General features: G+C 59.5%; 17 protein-coding genes. 10 read left to right on the top strand and 7 right to left on the bottom strand.

The features are described 5' to 3' along the window. Positions 1 to 112 precede the first annotated feature (112 nt). Complete coding sequence (gene cra / locus J3362_RS12295) at positions 113 to 1,147, top strand: catabolite repressor/activator (protein WP_349520049.1); 1,035 nt, start codon at positions 113 to 115, stop codon at positions 1,145 to 1,147. On the opposite strand, the gene J3362_RS12290 is transcribed toward cra, so the two are convergent. Genes J3362_RS12290 through J3362_RS12280 form a run of 3 tightly spaced genes read right to left on the bottom strand, consistent with a single transcriptional unit; the run spans position 1,068 to position 5,968 of the window. Further along, positions 1,068 to 3,365: a helicase C-terminal domain-containing protein gene (locus J3362_RS12290; protein ID WP_349520047.1), complete on the bottom strand. Its 2,298-nt coding sequence runs from the start codon at positions 3,363 to 3,365 to the stop codon at positions 1,068 to 1,070. The two genes, cra and J3362_RS12290, sit on opposite strands and share 80 nt — an antisense overlap. Continuing rightward, the gene (locus J3362_RS12285; protein WP_349520045.1) at positions 3,362 to 5,071 is read right to left on the bottom strand and encodes a VRR-NUC domain-containing protein; all 1,710 of its coding nucleotides are present in this window, start codon (positions 5,069 to 5,071) and stop codon (positions 3,362 to 3,364) included. Before J3362_RS12285 ends, J3362_RS12290 begins: the two co-directional genes overlap by 4 nt. Before the next feature lie 27 nt (positions 5,072 to 5,098). Further along, positions 5,099 to 5,968, bottom strand: a complete 870-nt coding sequence (locus J3362_RS12280; protein ID WP_349520044.1) for a polysaccharide deacetylase family protein — start codon at positions 5,966 to 5,968, stop codon at positions 5,099 to 5,101. Positions 5,969 to 6,295: 327 nt separating this feature from the next. Between J3362_RS12280 and J3362_RS12275 the strand changes: the two genes are divergently transcribed. From J3362_RS12275 to folM, 5 genes are all read left to right on the top strand, one after another. Then, the gene (locus J3362_RS12275) at positions 6,296 to 7,282 is read left to right on the top strand and encodes a TRAP transporter substrate-binding protein (RefSeq protein WP_349520042.1); all 987 of its coding nucleotides are present in this window, start codon (positions 6,296 to 6,298) and stop codon (positions 7,280 to 7,282) included. A gap of 58 nt (positions 7,283 to 7,340) precedes the next feature. Then, entirely contained in the window at positions 7,341 to 7,832 is a 492-nt protein-coding gene (locus J3362_RS12270) for a TRAP transporter small permease (protein WP_349520040.1), read from the top strand. A 1-nt stretch (position 7,833) separates the two neighbouring features. Then, the gene (locus J3362_RS12265) at positions 7,834 to 9,114 is read left to right on the top strand and encodes a TRAP transporter large permease (RefSeq protein ID WP_349520039.1); all 1,281 of its coding nucleotides are present in this window, start codon (positions 7,834 to 7,836) and stop codon (positions 9,112 to 9,114) included. A gap of 244 nt (positions 9,115 to 9,358) precedes the next feature. Beyond that, complete coding sequence (locus J3362_RS12260) at positions 9,359 to 10,285, top strand: LysR family transcriptional regulator (protein WP_349520037.1); 927 nt, start codon at positions 9,359 to 9,361, stop codon at positions 10,283 to 10,285. An 11-nt stretch (positions 10,286 to 10,296) separates the two neighbouring features. Next, complete coding sequence (gene folM / locus J3362_RS12255; RefSeq protein ID WP_349520036.1) at positions 10,297 to 11,004, top strand: dihydromonapterin reductase; 708 nt, start codon at positions 10,297 to 10,299, stop codon at positions 11,002 to 11,004. Between the two features lie 18 nt (positions 11,005 to 11,022). On the opposite strand, the gene J3362_RS12250 is transcribed toward folM, so the two are convergent. Together J3362_RS12250 and J3362_RS12245 are read right to left on the bottom strand one after the other, a co-directional pair. Further along, on the bottom strand, positions 11,023 to 11,463 hold the full coding sequence (locus J3362_RS12250; protein ID WP_349520035.1) for a DUF4864 domain-containing protein: 441 nt from the start codon (positions 11,461 to 11,463) through the stop codon (positions 11,023 to 11,025). 83 nt (positions 11,464 to 11,546) lie between these two features. Beyond that, positions 11,547 to 11,978, bottom strand: a complete 432-nt coding sequence (locus tag J3362_RS12245; RefSeq protein WP_349520033.1) for a hypothetical protein — start codon at positions 11,976 to 11,978, stop codon at positions 11,547 to 11,549. A 77-nt stretch (positions 11,979 to 12,055) separates the two neighbouring features. On the opposite strand from J3362_RS12245, the gene J3362_RS12240 reads away from it, so the two are divergent. Continuing rightward, on the top strand, positions 12,056 to 12,346 hold the full coding sequence (locus tag J3362_RS12240) for a DUF6482 family protein (RefSeq protein ID WP_014578848.1): 291 nt from the start codon (positions 12,056 to 12,058) through the stop codon (positions 12,344 to 12,346). 18 nt (positions 12,347 to 12,364) lie between these two features. Here J3362_RS12240 and J3362_RS12235 read toward each other — a convergent pair whose 3' ends face one another. Further along, positions 12,365 to 13,150 carry an SDR family NAD(P)-dependent oxidoreductase gene (locus J3362_RS12235; protein WP_349520031.1) on the bottom strand — a complete coding sequence of 262 codons (786 nt, stop codon included), beginning with the start codon at positions 13,148 to 13,150 and terminating at the stop codon, positions 12,365 to 12,367. A 155-nt stretch (positions 13,151 to 13,305) separates the two neighbouring features. Here J3362_RS12235 and recC point away from each other — a divergent pair, with 155 nt between their 5' ends. Genes recC through recD form a run of 3 tightly spaced genes read left to right on the top strand, consistent with a single transcriptional unit; the run spans position 13,306 to position 22,918 of the window. Continuing rightward, on the top strand, positions 13,306 to 16,932 hold the full coding sequence (recC, locus tag J3362_RS12230) for an exodeoxyribonuclease V subunit gamma (protein WP_349520030.1): 3,627 nt from the start codon (positions 13,306 to 13,308) through the stop codon (positions 16,930 to 16,932). Next, positions 16,929 to 20,654, top strand: a complete 3,726-nt coding sequence (gene recB / locus J3362_RS12225) for an exodeoxyribonuclease V subunit beta (protein ID WP_349520029.1) — start codon at positions 16,929 to 16,931, stop codon at positions 20,652 to 20,654. Before recC ends, recB begins: the two co-directional genes overlap by 4 nt. Beyond that, on the top strand, positions 20,651 to 22,918 hold the full coding sequence (gene recD, locus J3362_RS12220; protein ID WP_349520027.1) for an exodeoxyribonuclease V subunit alpha: 2,268 nt from the start codon (positions 20,651 to 20,653) through the stop codon (positions 22,916 to 22,918). Before recB ends, recD begins: the two co-directional genes overlap by 4 nt. Here the strand turns inward: recD and J3362_RS12215 are convergent. Beyond that, positions 22,915 to 24,738: an ABCB family ABC transporter ATP-binding protein/permease gene (locus J3362_RS12215; RefSeq protein WP_349520025.1), complete on the bottom strand. Its 1,824-nt coding sequence runs from the start codon at positions 24,736 to 24,738 to the stop codon at positions 22,915 to 22,917. The two genes, recD and J3362_RS12215, sit on opposite strands and share 4 nt — an antisense overlap. Positions 24,739 to 24,761: the final 23 nt, after the last annotated feature.

Here is a 24,761-nt window from a genome sequence, read left to right as displayed (position 1 = left end):
TTTGATACCGCGTATCGGTTTTAGTTTGCTGAATCGTGTCAGCATGCTTAAAATCGATCATGAAACAGATATGATCAGAAATCAAGCAATCTTTTAATCGGAGCTGTCGCCCATGACCCTTGCAGAACTTGCCCGACTTGCCGGCGTCTCACGAACCACCGCCAGCTATGTCATCAATGGCCAAGGGGTTGCCCGGCGCATTAAACCGGACACCATCGAGAAGGTGCTTGCAGTGGCTCGTGAGCAGAACTTTCAGGTAGACACCCATGCAGCAGCTCTGCGAGGTGGGGCCAGTCGGACTCTGGGCTTTATTCTGCCCGACCTGGAAAACACGAGTTATGCCCGATTGGCCAAGCTGCTTGAGCAGGGAGCAAGGGCCAGAGGCTACCAGCTTCTGATTGCCGGCTCTGATGACGATCCAGAGACCGAGAAATCCCTGGCTCGATCCTTGAGGGCAAGGCGCTGCGATGCTCTAATCGTTGCCAGTTCCCTGGCCGGAAACGACCCGTTCTACCGACAACTTCAGAAAGACGGTCTGCCGGTGATTGCTGTTGATCGCGCCCAGTCACCGGATGAGATTCGATGCGTGGTGAGCGACAACCGCGCAGCGGCCGAAATCCTGACTCGCTCCGTGCTCGATGCCGGAACCGCCAGCATCGCCTGGCTGGATGCAGTACCTGAGATAGCCATGACTCAAGAGCGCCGGGCGGGCTTTCTGGCTGCTGCGAGTGAGGCCGGTACGACGGCGTGGGTGGAAAGCGGCCCCCACTACGACCGCGACTCCGGTGCGGCAATGATGCAGCAGATTCTGAGCAAGCATGGCCTGCCGGATGCTCTGGTTACGGCGTCTTACACCCTTCTCCAGGGGGTCTTGGATGTTCTGCTCGCACAGCCCGGCGGACTTCCGGAGACGCTGAAACTCGCGACTTTTGGCGATGATCGATTACTGGACTTCCTCCCACTGTCAGTGAACTCTCTCCCGCAGAATCATGAGGCGATTGCCAATGCCACGCTCGAACAGGCCATGTCTGCCATCACAGAGAATCGCTCTGTGGACACCGTAGTCATTAACCGGACGTTAAAGATTCGCCCCGGGGATCGTCTTGGCGCTGCTCTACAAACCACCAGCGCGGCAAAAGCCGATTAATGGCCGGCTTCAGAAACCGATCATCAATCAGCCAGATTACACCCCGGTCTTCCGGGGTGCGGATCACCCGCCCGGCCGCCTGGGCCACTTTCTGCAACCCCGGAATCAGATAGGTGTAGTCGTACCCGGCAACAAATCGCTGTTCGAGCCGCGCCTTGAGGATTTCATGCCAGGCATCAAAGGGTGGCAAGCCAAGCGTTGCCACAAACGCCCCGATCAATTGATCCCCGGGCAAATCAATACCCTCACTGAACACCCCTCCCAGAACGGCGAACGCCACACTCCCTTCTGACTCCCTGAAACCTGCCAGAAATTCTGCTCTCTGTTGCGGCGACATGCCCGGTTGCTGCGCCCGCTGCGGAACATCCGGAGCCTGCTCGGCCAGGGCCTCACTAACCTGCTGCGCGTACTTGAAGCTGCTGAAAAACGCCAGGTAGTGCCCGGACCGCTCCCGGAACTGACTGGCGATCAGGTCGGCGATGGGCTTGAGCGAGGCCTCCCGATGCACCTGCCGGGTGCTGATGCCGGGCGTGAAGTGCACCTGCAGCTGTTCCGCGCTAAACGGGCTGGGCAGCGAGGTAAAGCGTGAATCCTCGGGCAGACCCAACAGATCCCGGTAGTAAACACCGGGGCTCAGGGTGGCGGAAAACAGCAGAACCGAATTCGCCGCTTCAAACCGCTCCCGCAGGAAATCCGCCGGGATCAGGTTCTGAATAGTCAGACTGGCCCGTCCCCGACCGGCGCGCTGGAATTCGCACAGGGAGTGATCACCGAAGGAATCTGCCAGTTTCATGAAGGCGACGCTTTCAAACAACAGTTCCTGCAGGGCCAGATCCGGCGGGTGGTCGGCCAGGTAATCGGTCAGATTGGAAACCATGGCCTGCAGGGCACCCAGCAACTGGGACGGCAGGGTTTCCAGAAACGCCGGAGTTTCATCGCCGGCCTGGTGATCCCGGATCAGGCTCTGCCAGGCGCGGGCGGCACGGTCAATGGCGGATTTCAGCGGCTTCGGTGCGGTCTTCTTGATCCTCAGCAAACGCTGTTGATCCAGCCGGACCGAGTACATGCCCCGGCCCCGGTCTACCAGGTTATGGGCCTCGTCTACCAGTACGCTGGCCTTCCAGTTGTTCTGGCGAATCAAACCATGGAGCAGGGCGGATTGATCGAACAGCCGGTTTACGTCACCGATCACCAGATCGCTCCACCGGGCCATTTCCTGGGCCAGAAAGTACGGGCAAATATCATGACCGGCGGCGATCTTCGCCAGGGTGTGCTGATCCAGCGTGCCTTCGCTCTGGGCCGCTTCCGCCCGCGCATCGGGCAGTCGGTCGAAAAACCCTTTCGCCAGCGGGCATGAATCGCCATGACAGGCCTTGTCCGGGTGCTCGCAGGCGTCGTCTTTCGACACCAGTTCCAGGGTTCGCAGGGGCCAATGCTGGGCGGCTTGAGCCGACCGCAGGCGGGCCACCGCATCCATGGCAAGCTGACGGGCGGTATTGCGACAGGTGAGATAGAACAGCCGGTCCTGCCCGGCCGACGGCATGGCCATCAACGCGGGAAACAGGGTGCCCAGGGTCTTGCCCAGGCCGGTGGGGGCTTCCAGCAACAGGGTGCCGGACTTCACGGAGTTCTTGTACACCGTCTCCGCCAGCTGGCGCTGCCGGGGGCGAAACGCGGGGAAGGGAAACGCCAGGCCTGCGAGCAGGGCATTGCGCTGTTCGCGGTAATGCTCCTCCTGTTCGGCCCAGGCCTTGTATTGACCACAGAGGGTTTCCAGTTCCTGCCAGAGTTCTTCGGCACTGGCGGTCTCCACCACCGGCGTTTCCTTGTCCTTGCCGGTGTCGTAATAGATCAGCGCCAGCTCCAGGGTTTTCCGGTTTTCCTGGCGGCACAAAAGCGCACCATAGGCCCGCAACTGGGCACGATGGAGGGCCCGCTGATGCTCACGGATCCGGGACAGGTCCCCCCGATGGGTCTTGATTTCCTCCAGCCGGCCGCGGTGCGGGTTATAGACATCGGCGCGCCCGGAAAGCACTAACCCCAGACATTCACCAGTCAGTAAATACTCGCTTTTATAGCCGTAGCCGCGCCGGGACTGGATTGCCTGATGGCCGGCGATGCCCTCCTCGGCACTCGGTGCCGGGGTATAGCGGAAGTCCAGGTCGCCCTTGCGCGCGGCAAACTCGCACAGGGTCCGGACGGCAACTTTCACCGTCATTCCATTGCCTCGCTGTCCTGCCATCGCACGTAACAGACACTGGCCGGGATACCCTCAACCGCGAAGAATTCGAGCCAACGGATCTGGTGGTCCTGCAAGCGGTCACCCGGCCCCTTCACTTCTATCATTTCATAACGCTTGTCAGGCTCAGCCGCATTGGGGAGAAACCGGATCAGATCAGGAAAGCCGCTGCGATGCTCCCGGATATTCAACAGCAGGCGACGGAACAGGCGTTCCAGATCCGCCGGTGGCAGACAGTCCAGCGCCAGGCTCAGCAGTTCCTCGGTGATGACCGGCCAGATCACGAACGGGTTGGTGGTGCCCTGTTTGGCCCGGTAATTCGCCAGAATCCGCTCCCGGTGGCTGCCATCCGCCAGCCACGCAAAGCACTGCTCGAACGATGTTTTCCGACGACTTACGAAGTCTTCCCGGGTCAGGTCCGCCGGACCCACATGGAACGGATGGAAAAAGGCTCCCGGCACCGGCGCAAAAATAGTTTGCCAGCAGAGCAGGCCGAACAGGCCGTTGATCAGCGTGTTTTCCACATAAACCACGGGCGCCTCGTCCCGGTAAAGGTGGTCCTGAACGGCGTATTCAACCGACCCGACATCTGGCTTCGGCAGGGTCAGGGTCATCTCCCGGATCGGCGGCGGCTGGGGAGGCGGTGGCGGTATCTCGCCAAGCCGGCTCGCAAGCCGCTTCAGAATTCGCGCCAGGCCCTGGGCTTCGGCATCACTCAGTTCATGGTTCTGCCACTCGGCAGCAATGGCCCAGGCTTCCCGGTGACGCTTCATCCGCTCGAGCAACCGGAGCTGCTTCAGCCGCGCTTCCCGATGGCCGCTGCTGGCGAAAGCCTCTAATGCCAGTTCCCGCTCCCCCTGGCGCTCCCCCTGCCGGCCCAACTCCAGCAACAGCCGGTCGCGGCGGCTGGTCAGCCAGGCGTTATCCGAGGGTGCCGGAACCGCCTGCCAAACCTCGTGGGCGGGTACGCCCTGGTCCAGCCATTCCCGGCACTGGTGCATGGCAAGATACAGGTCGACCTCTGAACGATACTGGAACGCCCGGGAATCAGGAGTGAAGGTCACCGGCTCATACTGCTGATGACCCAGTTCCACCAGCACAAAATCGGACCAGCTCTGGCGAAGATTGCCAAAAAACATCAGGCGCACCCGGTCAAACAGCGCCATGGTTTTAAGCCTGACCGCCGGCCTGGCGTGCTGACCGAGCCAACCGGTAACGGTAAGAGGGTCGGGAAATCGCAGATGCAGGGCGTCACGCATCTGGCCCTTAGGCAGGTTGGCGGGCTCTCCGGCCGCCTTCAGAAGAGGTCCCAGAGCCGGGCGCAGTTCTCCCAGGGTGAACAACCGGAACAGCTCGTCCAGGCTGAGCAGGGGATCGGTGTCCAGCCAGTCCGCACCCGTGATTTCGTCGAGGGCCCGGCCTTCTGGTATGCCGAGCTCCGGGTACTTGAGTTTGTCCGACCGGAACAGATCGCCCGTGCGCATCACCATTCGGGTCAGCAAGGCCCGGGCTGGCATTGAAAGGGTATGGAAACTGGCCAGTCGATCCCGCTCTTCCGCCGTCAGCAGGTCGCCGTGATGGCTCTGCACCCAGCCAAGGACGGTCTCCATGTTCTCGAGATAGTACAGCGGATTGTTCAGATCTGCGGTACCCGGTTGTGGGCTTATCGGGTTCCGTACTGCCATAGTCAGCTTGGCTTTATGCCTCCGGTATCAATCGTCGAAAAATGGTCTCACATAATCAAAGATCTGTCCTCTGGTGGTTAGCCACAGTTCGCTTTGCTGGGCACATCGCTTCACAATCTCTTCAAAGGCCCAGGCGCCTGCAGGCCTTCCGTAGCAGTGGCCGTGAACAATCACGTCGAGAATCAGCGTTTCACGATTGCTCGCCAATAACTTGTCCAGCGTCGTGTTGAACATTTCCACAAACTGCTCGGGCGTTCTGCCGAATCGCATGGCGTGTGGCAGATCATTGAAATCAATGGTGACCGGAATCGCCATGATGGAACTGTCGGAAAATCGCTGGAGGTAAGGTCGATCGTCATCCAGTGCGTCGCCGTGCCACTTGTAGCCATGCAGGGATAGACGACGCTGAACGTCCAGATCGGAGGTGATTCTTGGACTTATCCAGCCGCCCGGCTTATGACCGGTGGCTTGCTCAATCAGCGCAGTCGATTTTTTTATATTGTCTTCGATCTGCTGTGCATTCAAATACGGGAAAAGCATATTCTGGCCATAGCTGTGGCCAATAATCTCATGTCCGTAATCAAAGCGTTTTTTGAGCTCATCCGAACAGTGTTCTGCAACCAGTCCAGAGGTAAATACACTGGTGGCAACGCCGTAACGCTCTGCAATATCGAACAGCCTTCTCGCGCCTACGTTGGCGTTGTAGCGTCCATAGCTGTCGGCGTTTGGATCTACCATATCGCCAGCCAGAACGTTGCCCATGGGATTGACACTGGAACAGGCATCCGGTGTCCACATTTCAAAAGCGATATTGAAGTTAATCGCCAATCGTTTGTTTTCAGGCCATAAAAAGTCTTTTTCCAGGCGCTCTATTTCACACAAAACTTCCTGGCTCATCGCTTTTTCCTTTTATTAATTGATGCCGAATTAAATTAAATAAATAACCATCCCACAATTAAATAATATGATTTATCCGTTTTTGCAAATGCAATTATATTCAGGTGCTTATGAATGAAATTCAGGAAGGATCCCTTTTTAATTTAATTCACAAATGACTGAATAATATTAAATTTGCGCTTTTGTTTTTCTTACCCTAGATTATTTTTTACCGATCAAAATCGGAGCGAATAAACACAAATAAATTTGGCACAACCTGCCTGACTGGAAAACAGGTGCCATCAAGAAAAAACCCTTTTCCAGTTTGATTTACATCGGAGAAAAACAATGAAACTGATGAATCGTAAATTGATCGCCGCCGCCGTTCTGGCCAGCGCCGCCACGTTGAGCCAAGCCCAGACAACCATCAAGCTCGGCTGGACCACGGCCGACAGTAAGGTCGACCCGTACGCGATCGCCGCCCACTACTTTGCGGAAGAACTTGAGGCCGCCGCTCCCGGCGAATTCAACGTGCAGTTCTATCCCAACCATCAACTCGGCAATGACACCGCGATGCTGCAGGCCATGCAATTTGGCACCATGGACGCGGGCGTGATTACCGGAACCCAGGTAGGCACTCTGGAGTCTGCGTTCCAGCTCAACGATTTGCCTTTTCTGTATGCCAACAACCAGCAGGCACACAAAGTTCTGGATGGCGAAGTAGGCCAGACGCTGCTTTCCAAGCTGGACGCCAAAGGCATCATCGGGCTTGGTTTTCCAGAAGCGGGCTTCCGGCACACCATCAACAACGAACGCCCAATCCGCACACCGGAGGATTTCAACGGTGTGAAGTTGCGGGTACAGCCCAGTGACCTGTTCATTGCCAGCTTCCGCGCCATAGGCGCAAACCCGGTTCCCATGGCCTGGAGTGATGTTTTTACCGCGGTGCAGCAGGGCACGGTCGACGGACTGGAAATTCCGCTGCCTGTGATCTTTGCCAACAAATATCCGGAAGTAACTGACTATCTTTCCCTGACCAGTCATACCTACAACGCCCTGGCCCTGCTGATGTCCAAGCAGACCTTCAACAAGCTCTCGCCGGAAACCCAGGAACTGGTTCATCAGGCCGCGAAGCGGGCCATTGATCGTCAGCGCGAGACCGTTGCATCCAATAACGGTGCGGTTCTTGATCAGATCGAAGCAGCGGGTATGACCGTTAATGAAGTCGACGATGTCGAGGCGTTCCGGAGCAAGGTTGCCAACGTCTACGACGAATACCGCAGCAAGATTGGCGCGGATATTCTCGACAAGGCCCTGGAGCAGGTGGCCGAATAACGCCACCTGCCCGGAAACACCCCGAGGCTATCGGGACTTTTAACCGGGAACCGTCTGGATGTATCAGTACCTGGATAAATTTGGAAACGCCCTCGCCTTGGGGTCCCAGGCTGCCGGAGTGGTAACCGCTCTGGCCATGATCGGCAGCCTGCTACTTGGCGTCTTCTACCGTTACGTACTCGGTGATGCGCTGGTGTGGAGCGATGAAGTTGCGGCTCTGGCATTTACCTGGACGGTCTTCCTGTTTGCCAGTGCGCTGGTGCGCACCGGGGGCCATGTTCGGGTAACCCTCCTGGTCGACTCGCTGCCGGCGCTCCTCGGTGAGCTGGTGGAACGAAGCATCATGGTGCTGATCTTCGGCCTGGGGCTTGTGATGCTCTGGACCGGGTGGAACTTCGCGGAGTTCACGGCCGGCCAGGTATCGCCAGCCATCCGTTATCCAATCTGGGTCAGGAATGCAGCGGTTCCCTTCGGGGGCGCGCTGATCTGTATTCATGCCCTGATTCTTCTTGTCCGGCCACGGCCGATCCATAAATCCTCGGAGCATTAACATGGGTGAGATTGGCCTGGTCATGATAATTGGCCTGATTGTTCTCCTGGCCCTCGGTGTTCCCATTGCGTTCACAATCGGCCTGCTGGCGGCTGTCGGCATCTGGATGGCCGATGTGAATCCGATGATTCTGCCCCAGCAATTCATTGCCGGAAGCAGTGTTACGAGTCTGCTCGCGATTCCCGGTTTTATCCTGGCAGGTGAGGTAATGAGCGCCGGCGGCCTCTCCCGGCGGCTGGTGCGTGTTGCCGAAACCTTCTTCGGGCATTTGACGGGCGGTCTCTCAATGTCGACGGTTGCGGCCGGAACCTTCTTCGGTGCAATCTCCGGGTCCGCCCCCGCTACGACAGCGGCAGTCGGCTCAATCATGATTGATGAGCTTGAAGACCGGGGCTACCAGCGCGGTTATGCCGCCGCACTTGCGACTGCAGTGGGACCGTTGGGACAAATGATTCCACCCTCCATCCCGATGGTCATCTGGGGTGTACTAGCGGAGGAATCCATCGCCAAGCTGTTCCTTGCTGGCATCATTCCCGGTCTTATTGCTGCAGCCGGTTTTTGCGTAGTAAGCGTCCTTTACGCCCGGCATCACGGTGTCGCCAAGGAAAAGCGGGCCACCGGAAAAGAATTCCTGTTCGCTCTGAAAGATGGTATCTGGGCTCTGCTTGCCCCGGTTGTCATACTGGGCGGTATCTACAGCGGCATGTTTACGCCCACCGAAGCCGCTATGGTCGGTGTGCTCTACAGCACCATTGTCGGCCTGTTCCTCTACCGCGACCTGGACTGGAAAAAGATGCCCTCCATCCTGATGAGCTCCATGAGAACGACCGCCGTTATCATGTTCATCGTCGCGGTGGCTTACGGATTCGCCTGGGTAATGGCCAGTGAACAGATTCCGGCCCAACTCACCCAGGCGCTGCTTGCGCTCACGGACAACCCGATCATCCTGTTGCTGATCGTCAACCTCATGTTGCTCCTGCTGGGCGCCGTGATGGATAACATTTCAGCGATGGTAATCCTCAGTGGGGTGTTGATCGGCCTGGGCCAGCAGATCGGCCTGGATCCAATCCAGCTAGGCGCCATGGTGGTGATCAATTTTGCCGTCGGCATGGTGACGCCACCGGTGGGCTACTCCATTTTTGTTGCCTCCAGTATCAGCGGCTTGCGCGTGGAGACCGTCGCGCGCCACATCTGGCCGTTCATGTTGGTATTGCTCGGGGTTGTCGCACTGGTGGCCTATGTGCCAGCCATTACCCTCTGGCTGCCCGCAACCTTCGGCTGAGCTCCCGGCCTCCAAGGCTGCCTTCCAGTAGCTGTCCCCATAACTCCTTCTGTCAGGCCGGTGCTCGATACCAGAGCACCGGCTTTCCTCTGATTGTGGACGCCCCGAATCTGGCGCAAATATGAAGGGTCTGCGAGACTTGTCAGGAGCCTCTGGCAATCATTGGCCGCTCTGAAGCGCTATGACGCTGCCACAGGGACGTTGCAATAACAACAATGAAGGTAAGCTGCGAGAGTCAGGAAATATGGTGAATTTGCGCGATTTTGATCTGAATTTGCTGGTAATTTTCGCCAACATCATGGAGCAACGATCGATCTCAAAAGTCGCCAATGAGCTTGGGCTATCACCCTCGGCCGTCAGCCATGCACTCGCTCGTCTGCGTCTGATGCTCAACGATCAGTTGTTCTACCGCACCGCCAAAGGGCTGGAACCCACCGAAAGAGCCAAGGAACTCATTGTTCAGGTCGAAGATGGCCTTTCCTACCTGTCCAGCGCCATCAGTGCCCAACAGCAATTCGTGCCGGCCGAATCCAAGCGCGTGTTCAGTATGCAGGTGGCCAATTATGTTTCCGGCTTTTTCCTGCCCAGTTTTTCCCAGCGGATTCGAGAGGAAGCGCCGAATATCACCATCGATATTCTGCCGTTCTCCATTTCCACCGAGAGCTCCGAATGGGACCGGGTCGACGCACAGATTCGTCTGACACCCGGCCGCCTGAAGCCCAAGGCGGTGCGCAGTAAACGGCTGATGGCCGATGACGTTGTAGTATTGATGCGGCCCGACCATCCCAGCGCCTCGGAACCCATGACACCGGAGCTGTACGCCCGGCTGCCCCATGTAAAACTGTCCCAGGCGTCCACCGGTACAACGGTGATTGATGACGCGCTCGCCGGGCGCGGTTTTGAGAGGCATTCGGCGTTGATCGTGTCCAGTTGGGACGCCATTCCCGATATTCTGATGAAGACAGACCTGATTGCCATAGCGCCACGTCGGCTGCTGGCCCTGGATCCCCGTCTTAAACACTTCAAATCCGCGCCTCTGCCACTGGAAGAGGTCGTGTTCTCCTTTGACCTCTGCTGGGATCAGAATTCAGAAAAAGAATCCGGCCATAAATGGCTCTGCGAAACGATTATTGACGTATTCAATGCGGAGATTAAGCAGATTGAAACCTGATTGGAGACGTCATGACCACACCCATCCTGATTACCGGCGCTGGCCAACGCATCGGCCTGGCCTTTGCCAGAGCCTGTCTTGACCGCGGTCAGCCCATCATTGTTACCTACCGAACCTATCGACCGGCGATAGACGCACTCCAGAAAGCCGGTGCCGAGTGTATCCACGCGGACTTTGCCACGAACGAAGGTATCGAAGGATTTATTCAAACCCTGAAATCCCGAACGGACAAGCTCCGCGCGATTATTCACAACGCCTCGGACTGGATGCCTGAGCGCGAGGATTCAGATCCGGCCGATGTGATGAATGCGATGATGCAGATCCATGTGACCACCCCGTACCTGATCAACCTGGCCTGCCGATCCATGCTGGAGCAGGGCGATTCAACCACCGACATCATTCACATGACCGACTACGTAGTGGAGAAGGGCAGCGCCAAGCATATTGCCTATGCCGCCAGCAAGGCTGCGTTGACCAACCTGACGCTGTCGTTTTCACGGTTGCTGGCGCCCAGGGTGAAGGTGAACGCGGTCGCTCCCTCCCTGATCATGTTCAACCAGGGCGACAGCGAGGCCTACCGGGAGAAAACCTTGAAGAAATCACTGATGGGCATAGAGCCCGGAGCCGAGGTCGCCGTTGCGACCATCCAGTTTCTGCTGGACACCCCCTATATCACGGGCAGGACGCTTCCCCTGGACGGCGGGCGGCACCTGGTATGAGCACTTGGCCTGATCCCGTTAAATACCCAGTTCGGCCGGCTGGAGTCTCACGCCGGCTACCTTCCAGGCCCCTTCAGTGAGCACCATCCGGTAATAGGCGTCCCATCGCTTGCCCTCCGGCCCCTGCAACCGGACCACCTGGATTTCAAAGGCGCCGTGGGGCACGCGCTGGGTAAACTCGATGGCCGTGGCGTTGTGCACCGCCGGGTAGGCTTCACGAACCATGTCGACAAACACCTGTGACGAGCCGAATCGACGCTTGATGCCCTCGGAGGCGTGAGCCCAGGCCTGCTCCTCGTCGTTGTTCGCAAACGCTTCGATCTGGCGCAGGATGGTGTCGCGGATTTCTGCGTCTTTGTCGCTGGCCACAGACTGTGGAGACCCGAGAATCGCCAGACCTATGAAAGCCAGAAGTACGGGAATCAGCCACTTTCCGAAAACGATGTGTTGGTGACCCATGATGGCACCTCTCTATTGTTCATCTTTTAAACAATACGGTCAGAGCCAGGCTCCGGATTCGCCTGCCACCAAGGGGATTCCTGTTACCAGCTGCCCCTCTCCGGCCAGATGATCTTCATCAGTGCCCGACGCTTGGGATCCGGGAAGGCGATGGCGTTGTCGGACCTGGCGATCGAGAGGACCTCTCCGAGCATACGGAACAGTTCGATATTGTCGTGAACACAACGGGGGATGGCCTCGTCTTTCAGATAGTTCAGGTAGCGATCCAGATTCTCTTCGTCCGGCCGCCAGTGATCGCCAAAGGCGTCCCGGAACAGGGCCCGGGTGGCAATGGCTCGCCATTCGTCGCGATACCCCGTATCCAGCCTTTCCGGATACACGTACAGATCTCTGATTTCCTGATCAATTTTCACTTCCACATGATCCGGCGGAAACAGCATCCGCATGGCCAGCAGGTCGCAGCTGTCATTCAACTGCTCGTCCACGGCGGTTTTGACCAAATCAATCCTGCTCATAATTGCTCGTTTTATGACCTGTAACGGAAAGCGTTTCGTACTGTTCCTTACGACAACAAACCTGCGGGAGACTTCCCATGCACATGGACACCGGCGAACTGAAAAAACACAAGCACGACACGATTTCTCTGCTGGAGATTGTCTCGATGGAAGGTCGCTATTACATGGCGCGGTTCTATCTGGACGGGCAGGGCTATGTTCTGACGGACCCCTACGACAAGCCAGTGATGTTCACCGGAGCCTGCGCAGTGCGAGAACATTTCCACGAGTACGAGGTTGAGCGCACCGAGGTGATTCCGCCGACCGGAACCGATGAAATGATTGGCATGCCTGACAGCGGCTCTGAAACCATGCGGGTCCCCCTCTAGGCCCCGCCTGATGAAGCCTTAGCTTCCAGCGAATGAGAGCGAATCCACCAAATCGGCGCCATTGAACACCGCGCCGTGAAACTCACTTTCCGGAACCTGATTCAGCGTAAATACCAGAGCGCTGGCAGCCTGCTCGGCAGTCAGACATTCCCCGGCCTCCAGGCGCTTGGCCAGCCACTCTGCATGAGGCAGGTTCAGTTTGCCGGCCTTCTCGATGTGGCTCCGGATTCCCGGGGTATCCACCAGGCCAGGCTGGAACAGACTCACCACCGGTCCATCCAGCATAGTGTCGAATTCCACGGACATCTGGCGCACCAGCCGACGCAGCGCCATTTTGCTGATCCCGTAACTGCCGGTTCCGGGTTGTGCGTGCTTGTCCATACCCGCACCAATCATCACAATCCTCGACGCAGGTTCGCCTCCTTTCAACAGCGGCAGCAACGATTGGGTGAGCAGCATGGGCGCGGACACATTCACGGCCAGGGCTTCCTGGAAATCGATGAGCCCCAGGCTGGCAAAATCCGCAGCCGGCTCACCCACTCCGGCGCAATACACAAAAGCAGAGAGGCGATCGACCGTACCACTCACGTGTTGGGCCATATCGCGGGTGCTTGTGGGATCCGCCAGGTCCACTTCCAGGGTCATCACTTCCCGTTCGGGTGCTTCGGCGCGAAGTGTTTCCGCCACCTCTTCCAGCTTCGCCACGGTACGGCCAGCAAGAATCAGGTCATGGTCCCGGGCGGCCAGTTCCAGGGCCAGAGCCCGCCCAATGCCAGACCCCGCGCCAGTGATCAGTGTCCACATTGTGCTTCTCCTTTTCGCAGATAATTCACGACACCGTTTGTCTCGACGGGCCGTTATGATTTTTGGAGATCAGACGTTTCAGACAGTCCGCATCTGTGGTCACATACGGTAACCTGTGGCAACAGGATTGAACTGCACACCAGACAAGGAAATTCATGGCCGCACTCTCCACCGAGCCCACCGAGCAACGCGCCAGGATCGAACCCGGGTTTCACGCGATCCACGCCAACCATCTGGAAGACCTGCGCCGGGCCGTTGTCTACATCTGTCGGCACAACCCCATGCCGCCACTGGAGAGCGAGACCTTCCTGGTGCAGAGCAACGGTATTGCCCAGTGGCTGAAGCTGGCGCTGGCGGAGAAGCGCACCGAAGATGGCCTTGAGGGCGGCCTTGGGATTGCTGCCGGTATGGATTTCCTGTTCCCGGCCCGGTTTATCTGGCAAGCCTACCGGGCCGTGCTTCCGGACGGTGAGGTACCGGAACAGTCGCCCTTCGACAAACGGCGGCTGGTGTGGCGGCTGTACCGGTTATTGCCACGCCTGGTGGGGCAGGACGAGGCCTTTACACCCCTGGCCCGTTTTCTGGAAGGTAACGATCCGGACCTGCGCAATTTCCAGCTGGCGGAGAAGGTGGCGGATCTGTTTGACCAGTACCAGGTTTTCCGGGCCGACTGGCTGGCGGCCTGGGAGCAGGGCAAGGACGTGATTATCACGGCCCGGGCCGAGGAAAAGCCTCTGGATACGGAAACCCGCTGGCAGCCACTGCTCTGGCGAAGGTTGGTAGAGGATGTGGGGGCTGAAGCCCATACCAGCCGCTCGCAGATCCATACCCGGTTCATGGAACAGGGCCAGCGACTTCAGGCGCCGGCCAACCCGTTCCGGCTGCCGACCCGCATTGTCGTCTTTGGCGTCTCCTCGCTGCCCCGGCAAGCGCTGGAAGCCCTGTACGTCCTGAGCCGGTTCAGTCAGGTGGTACTGTGTGTTCACAACCCCTGCCAGTTTTACTGGGCCGATATCATCAGCGACCGGGAGCTGCTCACCGCCGAACGCAAACGGGGCAGGACCCATCCGACACTTTCCGACATTGAAGATCCAGACCAGCTGCACCAACACGCCAATCCACTGCTGGCCGCCTGGGGCAAGCAGGGCCGGGACTATATCCGGCTGCTGGACGAGTTCGACAACCCGGATCAGTACCGGGGCAGCTTCCAGACGCCAGACCAGAAAATCGATATTTTCTCGGACCATGGCAACCAGGAAGCACCTCGCCTGCTGCACCAGTTGCAGAACGATATCCACAACCTCACGCCCCTGCAGGAAATCCGCCAGCAGCAGCGAGAGCTGGACCTGCACCAGGATCATTCCCTGGCGTTCCATCAGGCTCACAGCCCCCAGCGGGAAGTGGAAATTCTGCATGATCAGCTGCTGGCTGCGTTCAATGCCGACGCCACGCTGCGGCCACGGGACGTTATCGTGATGGTGCCCGATATCAACGTGTACGCGCCTCACATCCAGGCCGTGTTCGGCCGCTACCAGCCGGGCCGGAAGCGCCACATTCCCTTCACCATTTCCGACCAGGGCCAGCGCCACCACGAGCCGGTGCTGATTGCCCTGGAAACCCTGATGTCACTGCCCCGCAGCCGGTTCGCAGTGAGTGAGATCATCAGTCTGCTGGAAGTGCCGGGCATACGGGACCGCTTCGGTATCAATGAAGAAGAGATCCCCCTGGCCCGTCGTTGGGTCGAGGGCGCCAATATCCGCTGGGGTCTGCACGGCCAGCACCGGGAAAGTCTGGACCTGCCCGCCGAACTGGAACGCAATACCTGGCAATCCGGGCTGCGCTCGATGCTGCTGGGTTATGGTATGGGCGACGACGAGGCCTGGGCAGGCGTGGAACCCTTCGGCGAGATCGGCGGCCTGCAGGCCAGCCTGGCAGGCCGCCTGAACGACTTTGTGGGTCAGCTGGAAACCCTCTGGCAGGCGCTGCAAACCAATCGCACCCCCGGAGACTGGGAGCGCCTGTTTTCAGAGATGCTCGTGCAGTTTTTCCACAAGGTGGAAGGCAGCGACCTGTTGCTGCTGAACCGTTTTCGCCGCCAGCTGGAACAGTGGCTGGATGACGCCATGGCGGCAGGCCTTGAAGAACAGACACTACCCCTGAACATCGTCAAGGATGTCTTGCTGGAAGGGCTGGATGAAGGCGGCCTGAACCAGCGTTTCCTGGCGGGCAAGGTCAATTTCGCCACCCTGATGCCCATGCGGGCCATCCCTTTTCGCAAAGTGTGCCTGCTGGGCATGAACGACGGCGACTACCCTCGCTCCCGACCACCGGTGGATTTCGACCTCATGGCCCAGGATTACCGCCCTGGGGACCGATCCCGCCGGGAAGACGATCGCTACCTGTTCCTGGAAGCCCTGCTGTCCGCCCGGGAGCAGCTTTACATCAGCTGGGTCGGCCGCAGCATCAAAGATGATTCGGAACGGCCGCCGTCGGTACTGGTGGGCCAGCTTCAGGATCATCTGGACAGCCTGTGGTCCGTCGCAGGACAATTCGAGGTAAAGGTCACCAGAGCCCTCACCACCCAGCATCCACTGCAACCGTTCAGCCGGGCCTATTTCCCGAAAGCCAACGGTCTGGAACAGGGTGGTGAGGGCGAAGACAGCCCACCCAGGCCCCTAAACGACGTCCTGCAGGCCCGTCATCTGTTCACCTTTGAACGGGAATGGCGCAGTGCTCATGGTGCTGAAGCTGGAGAACAGACGCAGTCTGCCCTTCCGTACCAGGCGCCCGAGGAGCCTGTCAGCCTGAGCGATCTGGCCGCTTTCCTGAAAAAACCCATCGACACCTTTTACCAGCGTCGACTGCAGGTGCGCTTCGAAGATGTCGAGGACGACGACACCGACAACGAGAATTTCGACCTGGACGGCCTGGACCGCTGGCGGTTGGACAACGAGCTGATCCAGGACGGGTTGCTGAAGGCCAGCAACGAAGAAGAACTGCATGAGCGGTTGCAAACAACCCTGGACCGGATGGCCCGCCGCGGGGACCTGGGCATGGGGGTCACCGAGCACCGCCTGCGTTCCGAACTGGCCGGCCGTTTGCCGGATCTGTTCGAGCGATATCAGAGCGCACTGGCTGACTGGCCGGAAGCAGTCGCTGAACCGCTCTCCTTTGACTACCGGTTTGAAAACGCCCTGGGTTCGGTGGAAATAGCGGATCTAATCGACAACCTTCGCTGCAATGGCGAAGGCGAGCTGTGCCGGCTGGTGGTGGCCGGCTCCAGCCTGCTGACCGGTTCCGGGTCCAGCAAGAAAGTGCGCTACGCCAACCTGATGCGGGACTGGCTGATTCACCTGGCCGGACAACTGGGCCGGCAACCGTTCGAAACCCTGATTCTGGCCAAGGAGGAGGGACGAAAATTCCGCTTTGCCCCATTGCATCCGGAACAGGCGAGACCGCTGTTCGAAGCGGTGCTCACGCGGTGGATGGAAGCCACTACCCGGGCGCTGCCGTTTCACTGCGAGGCCGGTTTCGCCTGGATCACCAGCTTCTACGGCAGCAAAAAGTATGTGGGTGACCACGAGCGAGCCATCGGCGAGGCGGAGCAGGCCTATACCGTTGCTCTGGAGCGGGACACCGGTTACCTGCGAGGCGCCTTTGAAACGCCGGAACTGCTGATGGCGAGCGGCGAATTCGAAGCTTTGCTGCATCAGCTCTATGTGCCGGTCTGGGAAGCCGAGCAGGGCAAGTCGGCAGCGGATCAGATCGGGAGCGTGGGATGACTGAACAGATGAGCAACCGAAACCCGAACCTGGATCCCCTGGCCCTGGCCCTGAACGGCAGTGCCCTGATCGAGGCCAGTGCCGGCACCGGCAAAACCTTCACCATTGCCATTCTGTACGTGCGCCTGGTGCTTGGCCACGGCCAGTCGCCCGACAGCCCGCTGCAGAACCTGCTGCCTCCCAATCTGCTGGTGGTCACTTTTACCGAGGCCGCCACCAAGGAACTGCGTGACCGTATCCGCACCCGGCTGACCCAGGCCGCCGAGGTGTTCTCCGACGCACCCGACGAGCCTAATCCGCCCGCGGAAACCGCACTGATCTATCAGCTACGGAATGAAAGCTACCCGGATCCGGCCAGCTGGCCGGAATGCCGGAAGAAACTGCTGCTGGCCGCCGAGTGGATGGACGAGGCGGCGGTATCCACTATTCACAGTTTCTGCAACCGCATGCTCAGCGAGCATGCCTTCGACAGCGGCAGCCTGTTCAAACTCACCCTGGAAACCGACCAGAGCGAATTGCTGGACGAGGTCGCCCGGGATTACTGGCGCACCTTTGTCTATCCGCTGCCCCCGGCGCTGATGGACGAGGCCCTGAGCCACTGGAAAACGCCCGGAGATCTGCGTCAGGGGGTTCGCAACCTGATTGATGATCCACAGAGCCTGGGCACACCGCCGGACAGCGTTTACCAGGCCATCGACCAGGTGGTCCGGCGGCGTCTGGAACAGTCACAGGCCCTGAAGGCTTACCCCTGGGGTCAGTGGCGCGGGGAAGTCATCGAGCTGCTGAACGAGCTGAACAAGAGCAAACGACTCCATGGCGCCAGCAAGAACGCCATGATCAAGGTCTGGGACTTTCTCATTGCCTGGGCGGAATCGGACGACCTGTTACCGGAGAAAATCGACAGTGCCGCCGGCTTCAGGAACCAGACACCCGAAGGCCTGGACAACATTCTGAAAGGCGACGATCCTGCCCCCCATCACCCGGCCTTCGACGCTATCGAGGCGCTGCTGGATTTCAGCCAGAACCAGCCCAGCGCCAAATCCGACATATTGCGCCACGCCAGCCACTGGATGGCCGAGCGGCTGGAATCGGAGAAGCAGAAACGCTCGGAGATGGGTTTCGACGACCTGCTCACCCGGCTGGACGATGCGCTGCACGGCCCCCGGGGCGACCAGCTGGCCGCGACCATCCGCCGCCAGTTTCCAGTGGCCCTGATTGACGAATTCCAGGACACCGACCCGGTGCAGTACCGGATCTTCGACCGCATCTATGATGTGGCTGGCGGCGATTCCGGTACCTGCCTGCTGATGATCGGGGATCCAAAGCAGGCCATCTACGGCTTCCGGGGTGCGGATATCTACACCTACCTGCAGGCGAGGCAGGGTGTGAAAGAGCGGACCTACACACTGGGCAAAAACTTCCGCTCCGCCAAAACCATGGTGGCCGCGGTCAACCAGGTGTTCGAACACAGCGACCGGCACAGCCGGGACGGCGCCTTCCTGTTCGGCAAGGGCGATACCTCACCGCTGCCGTTCCAGGGCGTGGACGCCAACGGCACCAAACGAGTCTGGTCAATCAACGGGGAAGTGCAGCCCAGCCTGGTGTTCTGGACCCACGAATCCGGTGAAGAGGACAAGGACGGCAACCCCAAGGGCATAGCCAAGGGCGCCGCCACGGCCGATGTGGCAGAAACCTGCGCCAGCGAGATCGCCCGTTTGCTGACCCTGGGCCAGGCCGGGCAGGCGGGTTTTTCCCTCCCCGATAATCCCGAGGATCTGGAACCGGTTGCCCCGAAAGACATCGCGATACTGGTCAACAACCGCAACGAGGCCAGCGCCGTTCGGGACGCCCTGGGTCGCCGGCGCATCAAGAGCGTCTACCTGTCAGACCGGGATTCGGTGCTGACCTCCCGGGAATCACAGGAAATGCTCTACTGGCTGCGGGCGTTTGCCGAGCCCCGGCAACTGGCTTACATCCGCGCGGCCCTGGCCACGCCCACCTTGGGTCAATCCTGGCATGCCCTGAATCAGCTGCTCACCGACGAGCTGGTTCTGGAGCGGGAAATCGAACGCTTTATCGGTTATCAGCAGCAATGGCAGAAGCAGGGTGTTCTGCCCATGCTTCGCAGTTTCCTGATGGACTTTGAAGTCCCGGGTCGGTTGCTCCAACGACCCGACGGCGAACGGCGGCTGACCGACATTCTGCACATTGCCGAGTTGCTGCAGCAGGACAGCCTGCAACTGGACGGCGAACATGCCCTGGTGCACCACTACACCCAGATTCTGCGGGCGGCCGACGAGGAAGACGAACACCGAACCCTGCGGCTGGAAAGCGATGCCGGCCTGGTGAAGGTCATCACCGTGCACAAATCCAAGGGCCTGGAGTACCCGCTGGTGTTTCTGCCCTTCGGCACGGCTTTTCGGGCTCAGAGTGAAAAGCAGGCTTTCGTGCGCTACCACGATAACCAGGGCAGGCTGATCACCGTGTTCGACCCGTCGCCGGAAGACGTGGCCAGGGCCGACCAGGAGCGTCTGGGCGAGGATATCCGCAAACTCTATGTGGCTCTGACCCGGGCCCGGTTTGCCACCTGGGTCGGCACGGCGGCCCTGGACAACTGGCAGCAAAGCGGCCTGGGCTACCTGATCGCCGGCGACGGACAGCGCCGTATCAGCGAATGCCTGGATCATCTGGCACAGGGCAGAACTGAGATCCGGATTACACCGCTACCGGCTCCAGACGACAGGCAATACCACGAACAGGCCCCGGAAGCCCTTGGCCCGGCCATGGTCTCTTCCCGCGAAGCCAAAGAGGACTGGTGGATTGCCAGTTACTCGTCCATCGAATACAGCGGCATGACCGGCACCGGTATCGCCTTTACCGGTGAGGTGGAAGACGCCCAGACCCAGAACCTGCTGGAAGAGAGCAGCCAGGAAGAAGGGGAAGAAGCAGATCAGGTAACGAGTCAACGCAACCAGCACAACTTCCCCAAAGGCGCCGGGCCGGGCACTTTCCTGCACGAACTGCTGGAGTGGTGCACACAGCAGGGATTCCAGCGGGTTGTGGATAACCCGCCGCTGCTTCATGAGCAACTGACCCGACGCTGCGGGACCCGTGGCTGGAGTGAATGGTTGGAACCGCTGGAACGTTGGCTGCAGGCATTGATCAGCAGACCCTTGAGCCTCGACCGCGCCGGCAAAGAACGCGTCAGCCTGGCGAACCTGATCACCCTGCGCCCGGAACTGGAGTTCTGGTTTGAGAGCCGCAACGTCAGCGTCCGGAAACTGGACCAGCTGGTGACCGCGCACACCCTGAACGGCGCAGACCGCCCCCGGGTCGAGGAGACCCGGTTCAACGGCATGCTCAAAGGCTTCATCGATCTGGTGTTCGAACACAACGGGCAGTATTACGTGCTGGACTACAAATCCAATACCCTGGGCGAGGATGACAGCGCCTATACCGACCAGGCCATGGGCAACGCCATTCTGGATAAACGCTACGATCTGCAATACGTGCTCTATCTGCTGGCCCTGCACCGGCTGCTGAAAGCCCGTTTGCCGGATTACGACTACGACCGGCACATTGGCGGCGCAGTTTATCTGTTCCTGCGAGGCGTTGATTCCGCCAGCGGCGGTGCCTTCACCGACAAACCACCCAGAGCCCTGATTGAACAGCTGGATGCCCTGTTCGATGGCGAGACCCTGGCCGGGGAGGTGGCTGCATGAGCCGTTCGCGCTCTCAAACCGGAAAATCCGACCACCAGATTGATCTGTTCGCGGAGGACATCGCCCCGGAAAGGTCGACCATGACGGCAACCGGTGACAACACTGTCGATATCAACGACCTGCTCACCAGCCCGGATAAAACCGAGGCTCTACTGCTGCACTGGCAACAGGCGGAGTGGATACGCCCGCTGGATGTGGGTTTCGCCCGGCTGATCCGTGAGCTGTCGGAGGAGCAGGGCGAAAAACCGAATCCCGTGGTTCTGCTGCTAGCGGCGCTGACTTCCCATCAGGTGGGTCGTGGCCATGTTTGCGTTGACCTGAGCCATCTCCTTGCCGATGCAGGGCATACCCTGTCACTGCCGCCGGATGAGTCGATTCACGAGCCACTCACCGATTCCGACGCCGATGAACCGGACCAGCCCAAACCTGCCGAAGTGCTCGCACTTGTGACGCTGCCGGAATGTTTAAGCATACTGGAAAAGGCATGCGCCGTAAGTGATGGCTCACTGACAACACCAATGGTGCTGAACGAGACCCGCCTTTATCTGCGGAGATTCTGGCGCTACGAGCAACGCATTGCCGAGGGCATCCAGCAACGCCTGGCTCTGCCATTCGCTCTGGCAGACCCGGAATCCGGGCCAGCACAAACCCTGACCCGCGCGCTCGGCCAGTTGTTCCGGTCGTCAGAATCGGTGGATTACCAGAAGCTGGCCTGCGCCCTGGCGGCCAGGAACCGTTTCGCGGTTATTACCGGCGGTCCTGGCACCGGCAAGACCACCACCGTGGTCAATCTGCTGGCAGCCTTGCAGGCGGTCGCCGGAGAATCCCTCGAGCGGGCAGGCCGCAAATACCGCATCCGCCTGGCGGCCCCCACCGGCAAGGCCGCTGCTCGCCTGAACGAATCCATCGGCGGTGCGGTCAGCCGGCTGCCCCTTGCCGAGTTACCGGGCAACGTGGATCTGACGGATATTCCTACCAGGGTCACCACCCTGCATCGGTTGCTGGGCAGCAGGCCGGATACCCGCAAATTCCGCCATAATCGCGACAACCCACTGCTCGTGGATATCCTGGTGATTGATGAGGCCTCCATGGTGGATGTCGACCTGATGGCGTCGGTATTCGATGCCCTGCCCGCCAACGCCCAACTGATCCTGCTGGGCGACAAGGACCAGCTGGCCTCGGTGGACGCCGGTGCGGTCCTGGGTGAGCTGTGCCAGCGGGCCCTGAAGGCCCATTACACACCGGAAACGGCGCAGTGGCTGGCCGCCATGACGGGCAGCCAGATACCACAGTCACTGGTGGATGAAACCGGCCAGCCAATGGACCAGGCCGTGGCCATGCTGCGCAAGAGTTACCGGTTCCAGGAAGACAGCGGCATCCGGGCGTTCGCGGAAGCCGTGAATACCAATGCGCTTGATAGCGCCATGTTGCGCCAGATCCGGAAAGCGGAATTCGACGATGTCATCCTGCTCAACGGCCAGTCCGGAAAACCGGACCCGGAAGACACCCTGGATCGGGTGTGTCGCCATGCCATCACCGGCTCACCGGAGGCATTCCGCCATGCCGGGCAGGGCCGGGAAGTGAACGGCAAGCGCCTGCCACCACCCGTTGGCTATCACCACTATCTGGAACGGTTACAGAATCACGGCCTGAACGAAAACAGCCCCCGGGAAGACTGGGATGCGATGGCGGCGCAACTGCTTGAAGCCTTCAGTGACTTCCAGGTGCTCTGTGCCCTGCGCAAGGGCCCCTGGGGCGTGGAAGGACTGAACGACCGGATCGCACGGCAGCTATTGGCTGAAAAGCTGATCCCACGGGCAGAAGGCTGGTACCCGGGCAGACCGGTATTGATCACCGGTAACGACTACAATCTGGGCCTGATGAACGGCGACATCGGCATTACCGTCAGCGTGCCCTGGGACCGAACCGAAACCGGCGAGCCCCGGTGGACCCTGCGAGTGGCATTCCCCAGCAGCGACACGCCTGGCGGCATCCGCTGGATTTCTCCCAGTCGTCTGCAGCAGCTGGAAACCGTGTACGCCATGACGGTGCACAAGTCCCAGGGTTCGGAGTTCAACCACACCTGCCTGGTGCTGCCAGACCGGCTGAGCCCGGTCCTGACCAGGGAGCTGATCTACACCGGCATCACCCGGGCCAGAAACTGGTTCAGCCTGATTGCCGGCAATGTGGACGTTCTCAGGGACGCCGTGGGGCAGCAGGTCGTCCGGGCCTCCGGCCTCGCCGAAAGGCTCAGGGCGAACTAGTCACTGGCGTCCTTTTTGTCGTCATTGCCTTCTTCGTCACGACTGTGCTGCTGCGCCCAGAGATGGGCGTAGTAGCCACCGGCGGCCAACAACTCGTTGTGACTGCCACCCTCGACAATTCGTCCGGCGTCCATCACCAGGATGGTATTGGCATCGCGGATAGTGGACAGCCGATGGGCAATCACCAGGGTGGTCCGCTGCTGGCTGACCTCGTTAAGAGCCCCAAGGATTGCCTGCTCCGAGAGTGAATCCAGCGAGGACGTGGCCTCATCCAGAATCAGCAACGGCGGGTTCTTCAGAATCACCCGGGCAATGGCCACCCGCTGTTTTTCGCCACCAGAGAGCTTCAGGCCTCGCTCGCCAACCTTCGTCTCGTAACCCTCCGGCAGGCTGTGGATAAAGTCTTCCAGGTGGGCCATTCGGGCAGCCCGATAGACCTCTTCCTCGGTGGCTTCCGGCCGCCCATAGGCCAGGTTCCGGTACAGGGTATCGTTGAATAGCACGGTATCCTGGGGCACCACCCCAATCGCCGCTCGCAGGCTGTCCTGGCTCACGTTACGGATGTCCTGGCCATCGATACGGATGGCGCCCTGATCGACTTCATAAAAACGGAACAGCAGGCGGGCTAGGGTGGACTTGCCGGCACCACTGGCCCCCACCACCGCCACCTTGTGGCCAGCCGGGATGGTGAAATTCACATCCCGCAGAATCGGCCGGTCCGGGCGGTAGGCAAAGTGAATATGGTCAAACTGCACTTCGCCTTTATCCACAGCCAGCTCGGTAGCATCCGGGGCATCTTCAATCGCCGGTTTGTCTCCCAGTAGCTTGAACAGGCGCTCGACATTCACCAGGGCCTGACGGATTTCCCGATAGACAAAGCCCAGGGCGTTCAGGGGAATGAACAGCTGGAGCAGGTAGGCATTGATCATGGTGAAGTCACCCAGAGTGATCTCACCGCTGGCCACTTCCTGAACCGCCATGGCCATAATCACAATCATCGCCACGCCAATGATCAACGCCTGGCCGGAGTTCAGGGCGGCCAGGGACAAACGGTTTTTCAGCCGAGCCTGTTCCCAGTCATCCAGATCAACGTCGTATAACTGCGCCTCATAGCGTTCATTGTTGAAATATTTGACGGTTTCATAGTTCAGCAGGCTGTCTATCGCCCGCGAGTTCGACTGATTATCCCGGGCGTTGGCTTCGCGCACGAATTTGGTCCGCCACTCGGTGATCTTGATGGAGAAGACCACATACACCACCACAGCCACCAGAATGGCCACGACATAACCCACGTTGAACACCACGAACAGGATGCCGGCGACCATCAGGATCTCCAGCAGGGTGGGCACAATGTTGAACAGGGTAAAGCGGAGCAGAAAACTGATGCCGTTGGTACCCCGCTCGATATCCCGGGCCAGGCCACCGGTCTTGCGGTCCAGGTGGAAGGCCAGTTCCCGCTGGTGCAGGTGCTCGAACACCCGCAGGGACACCCGACGCATGGCCCGCTCTGCCACCCGCGCGAAAACCGCATCCCGAAGCTCGTTGAACAGGGTGGCGCCAAAGCGCAGCGCGCCGTAGGCCACTACCAGGATTACCGGGATCCAAAGCAGGATGTCCGCGCCCCGGTTCTGGTCCAGATAGTCGACGATGTATTTCAGGGCAATGGGCGTGGCAACGGTGGCCAGCTTGGCCAGCACCAGTAAAGCCAGGGATAAGATCACCCGACCGCGGAATTCGGCGAGGTAGGGCCAGAGGCCTGAAATGATTTTCCAGTCCGGTTTATGATTTGCCGGGTAATCGTTGTCGGCGTAGGCGCGCACAGGATTTCCTTTTTTACTTCAGA

This window comes from Marinobacter sp. NFXS11, from assembly GCF_040148675.1.
Taxonomy (GTDB): Bacteria; Pseudomonadota; Gammaproteobacteria; order Pseudomonadales; family Oleiphilaceae; genus Marinobacter.
This window is presented reverse-complemented; position numbering and strand designations above follow the sequence as displayed.

Bases quoted from the DNA above. Each gene is read 5' to 3' on its own strand.
- cra (WP_349520049.1), top strand. From the start codon at position 113: ATGACCCTTGCAGAACTTGCCCGACTTGCCGGCGTCTCACGAACCACC.
- J3362_RS12290 (WP_349520047.1), bottom strand. From the start codon at position 3,365: ATGACGGTGAAAGTTGCCGTCCGGACCCTGTGCGAGTTTGCCGCGCGC.
- J3362_RS12285 (WP_349520045.1), bottom strand. From the start codon at position 5,071: ATGGCAGTACGGAACCCGATAAGCCCACAACCGGGTACCGCAGATCTG.
- J3362_RS12280 (WP_349520044.1), bottom strand. From the start codon at position 5,968: ATGAGCCAGGAAGTTTTGTGTGAAATAGAGCGCCTGGAAAAAGACTTT.
- J3362_RS12275 (WP_349520042.1), top strand. From the start codon at position 6,296: ATGAAACTGATGAATCGTAAATTGATCGCCGCCGCCGTTCTGGCCAGC.
- J3362_RS12270 (WP_349520040.1), top strand. From the start codon at position 7,341: ATGTATCAGTACCTGGATAAATTTGGAAACGCCCTCGCCTTGGGGTCC.
- J3362_RS12265 (WP_349520039.1), top strand. From the start codon at position 7,834: ATGGGTGAGATTGGCCTGGTCATGATAATTGGCCTGATTGTTCTCCTG.
- J3362_RS12260 (WP_349520037.1), top strand. From the start codon at position 9,359: ATGGTGAATTTGCGCGATTTTGATCTGAATTTGCTGGTAATTTTCGCC.
- folM (WP_349520036.1), top strand. From the start codon at position 10,297: ATGACCACACCCATCCTGATTACCGGCGCTGGCCAACGCATCGGCCTG.
- J3362_RS12250 (WP_349520035.1), bottom strand. From the start codon at position 11,463: ATGGGTCACCAACACATCGTTTTCGGAAAGTGGCTGATTCCCGTACTT.
- J3362_RS12245 (WP_349520033.1), bottom strand. From the start codon at position 11,978: ATGAGCAGGATTGATTTGGTCAAAACCGCCGTGGACGAGCAGTTGAAT.
- J3362_RS12240 (WP_014578848.1), top strand. From the start codon at position 12,056: ATGCACATGGACACCGGCGAACTGAAAAAACACAAGCACGACACGATT.
- J3362_RS12235 (WP_349520031.1), bottom strand. From the start codon at position 13,150: ATGTGGACACTGATCACTGGCGCGGGGTCTGGCATTGGGCGGGCTCTG.
- recC (WP_349520030.1), top strand. From the start codon at position 13,306: ATGGCCGCACTCTCCACCGAGCCCACCGAGCAACGCGCCAGGATCGAA.
- recB (WP_349520029.1), top strand. From the start codon at position 16,929: ATGACTGAACAGATGAGCAACCGAAACCCGAACCTGGATCCCCTGGCC.
- recD (WP_349520027.1), top strand. From the start codon at position 20,651: ATGAGCCGTTCGCGCTCTCAAACCGGAAAATCCGACCACCAGATTGAT.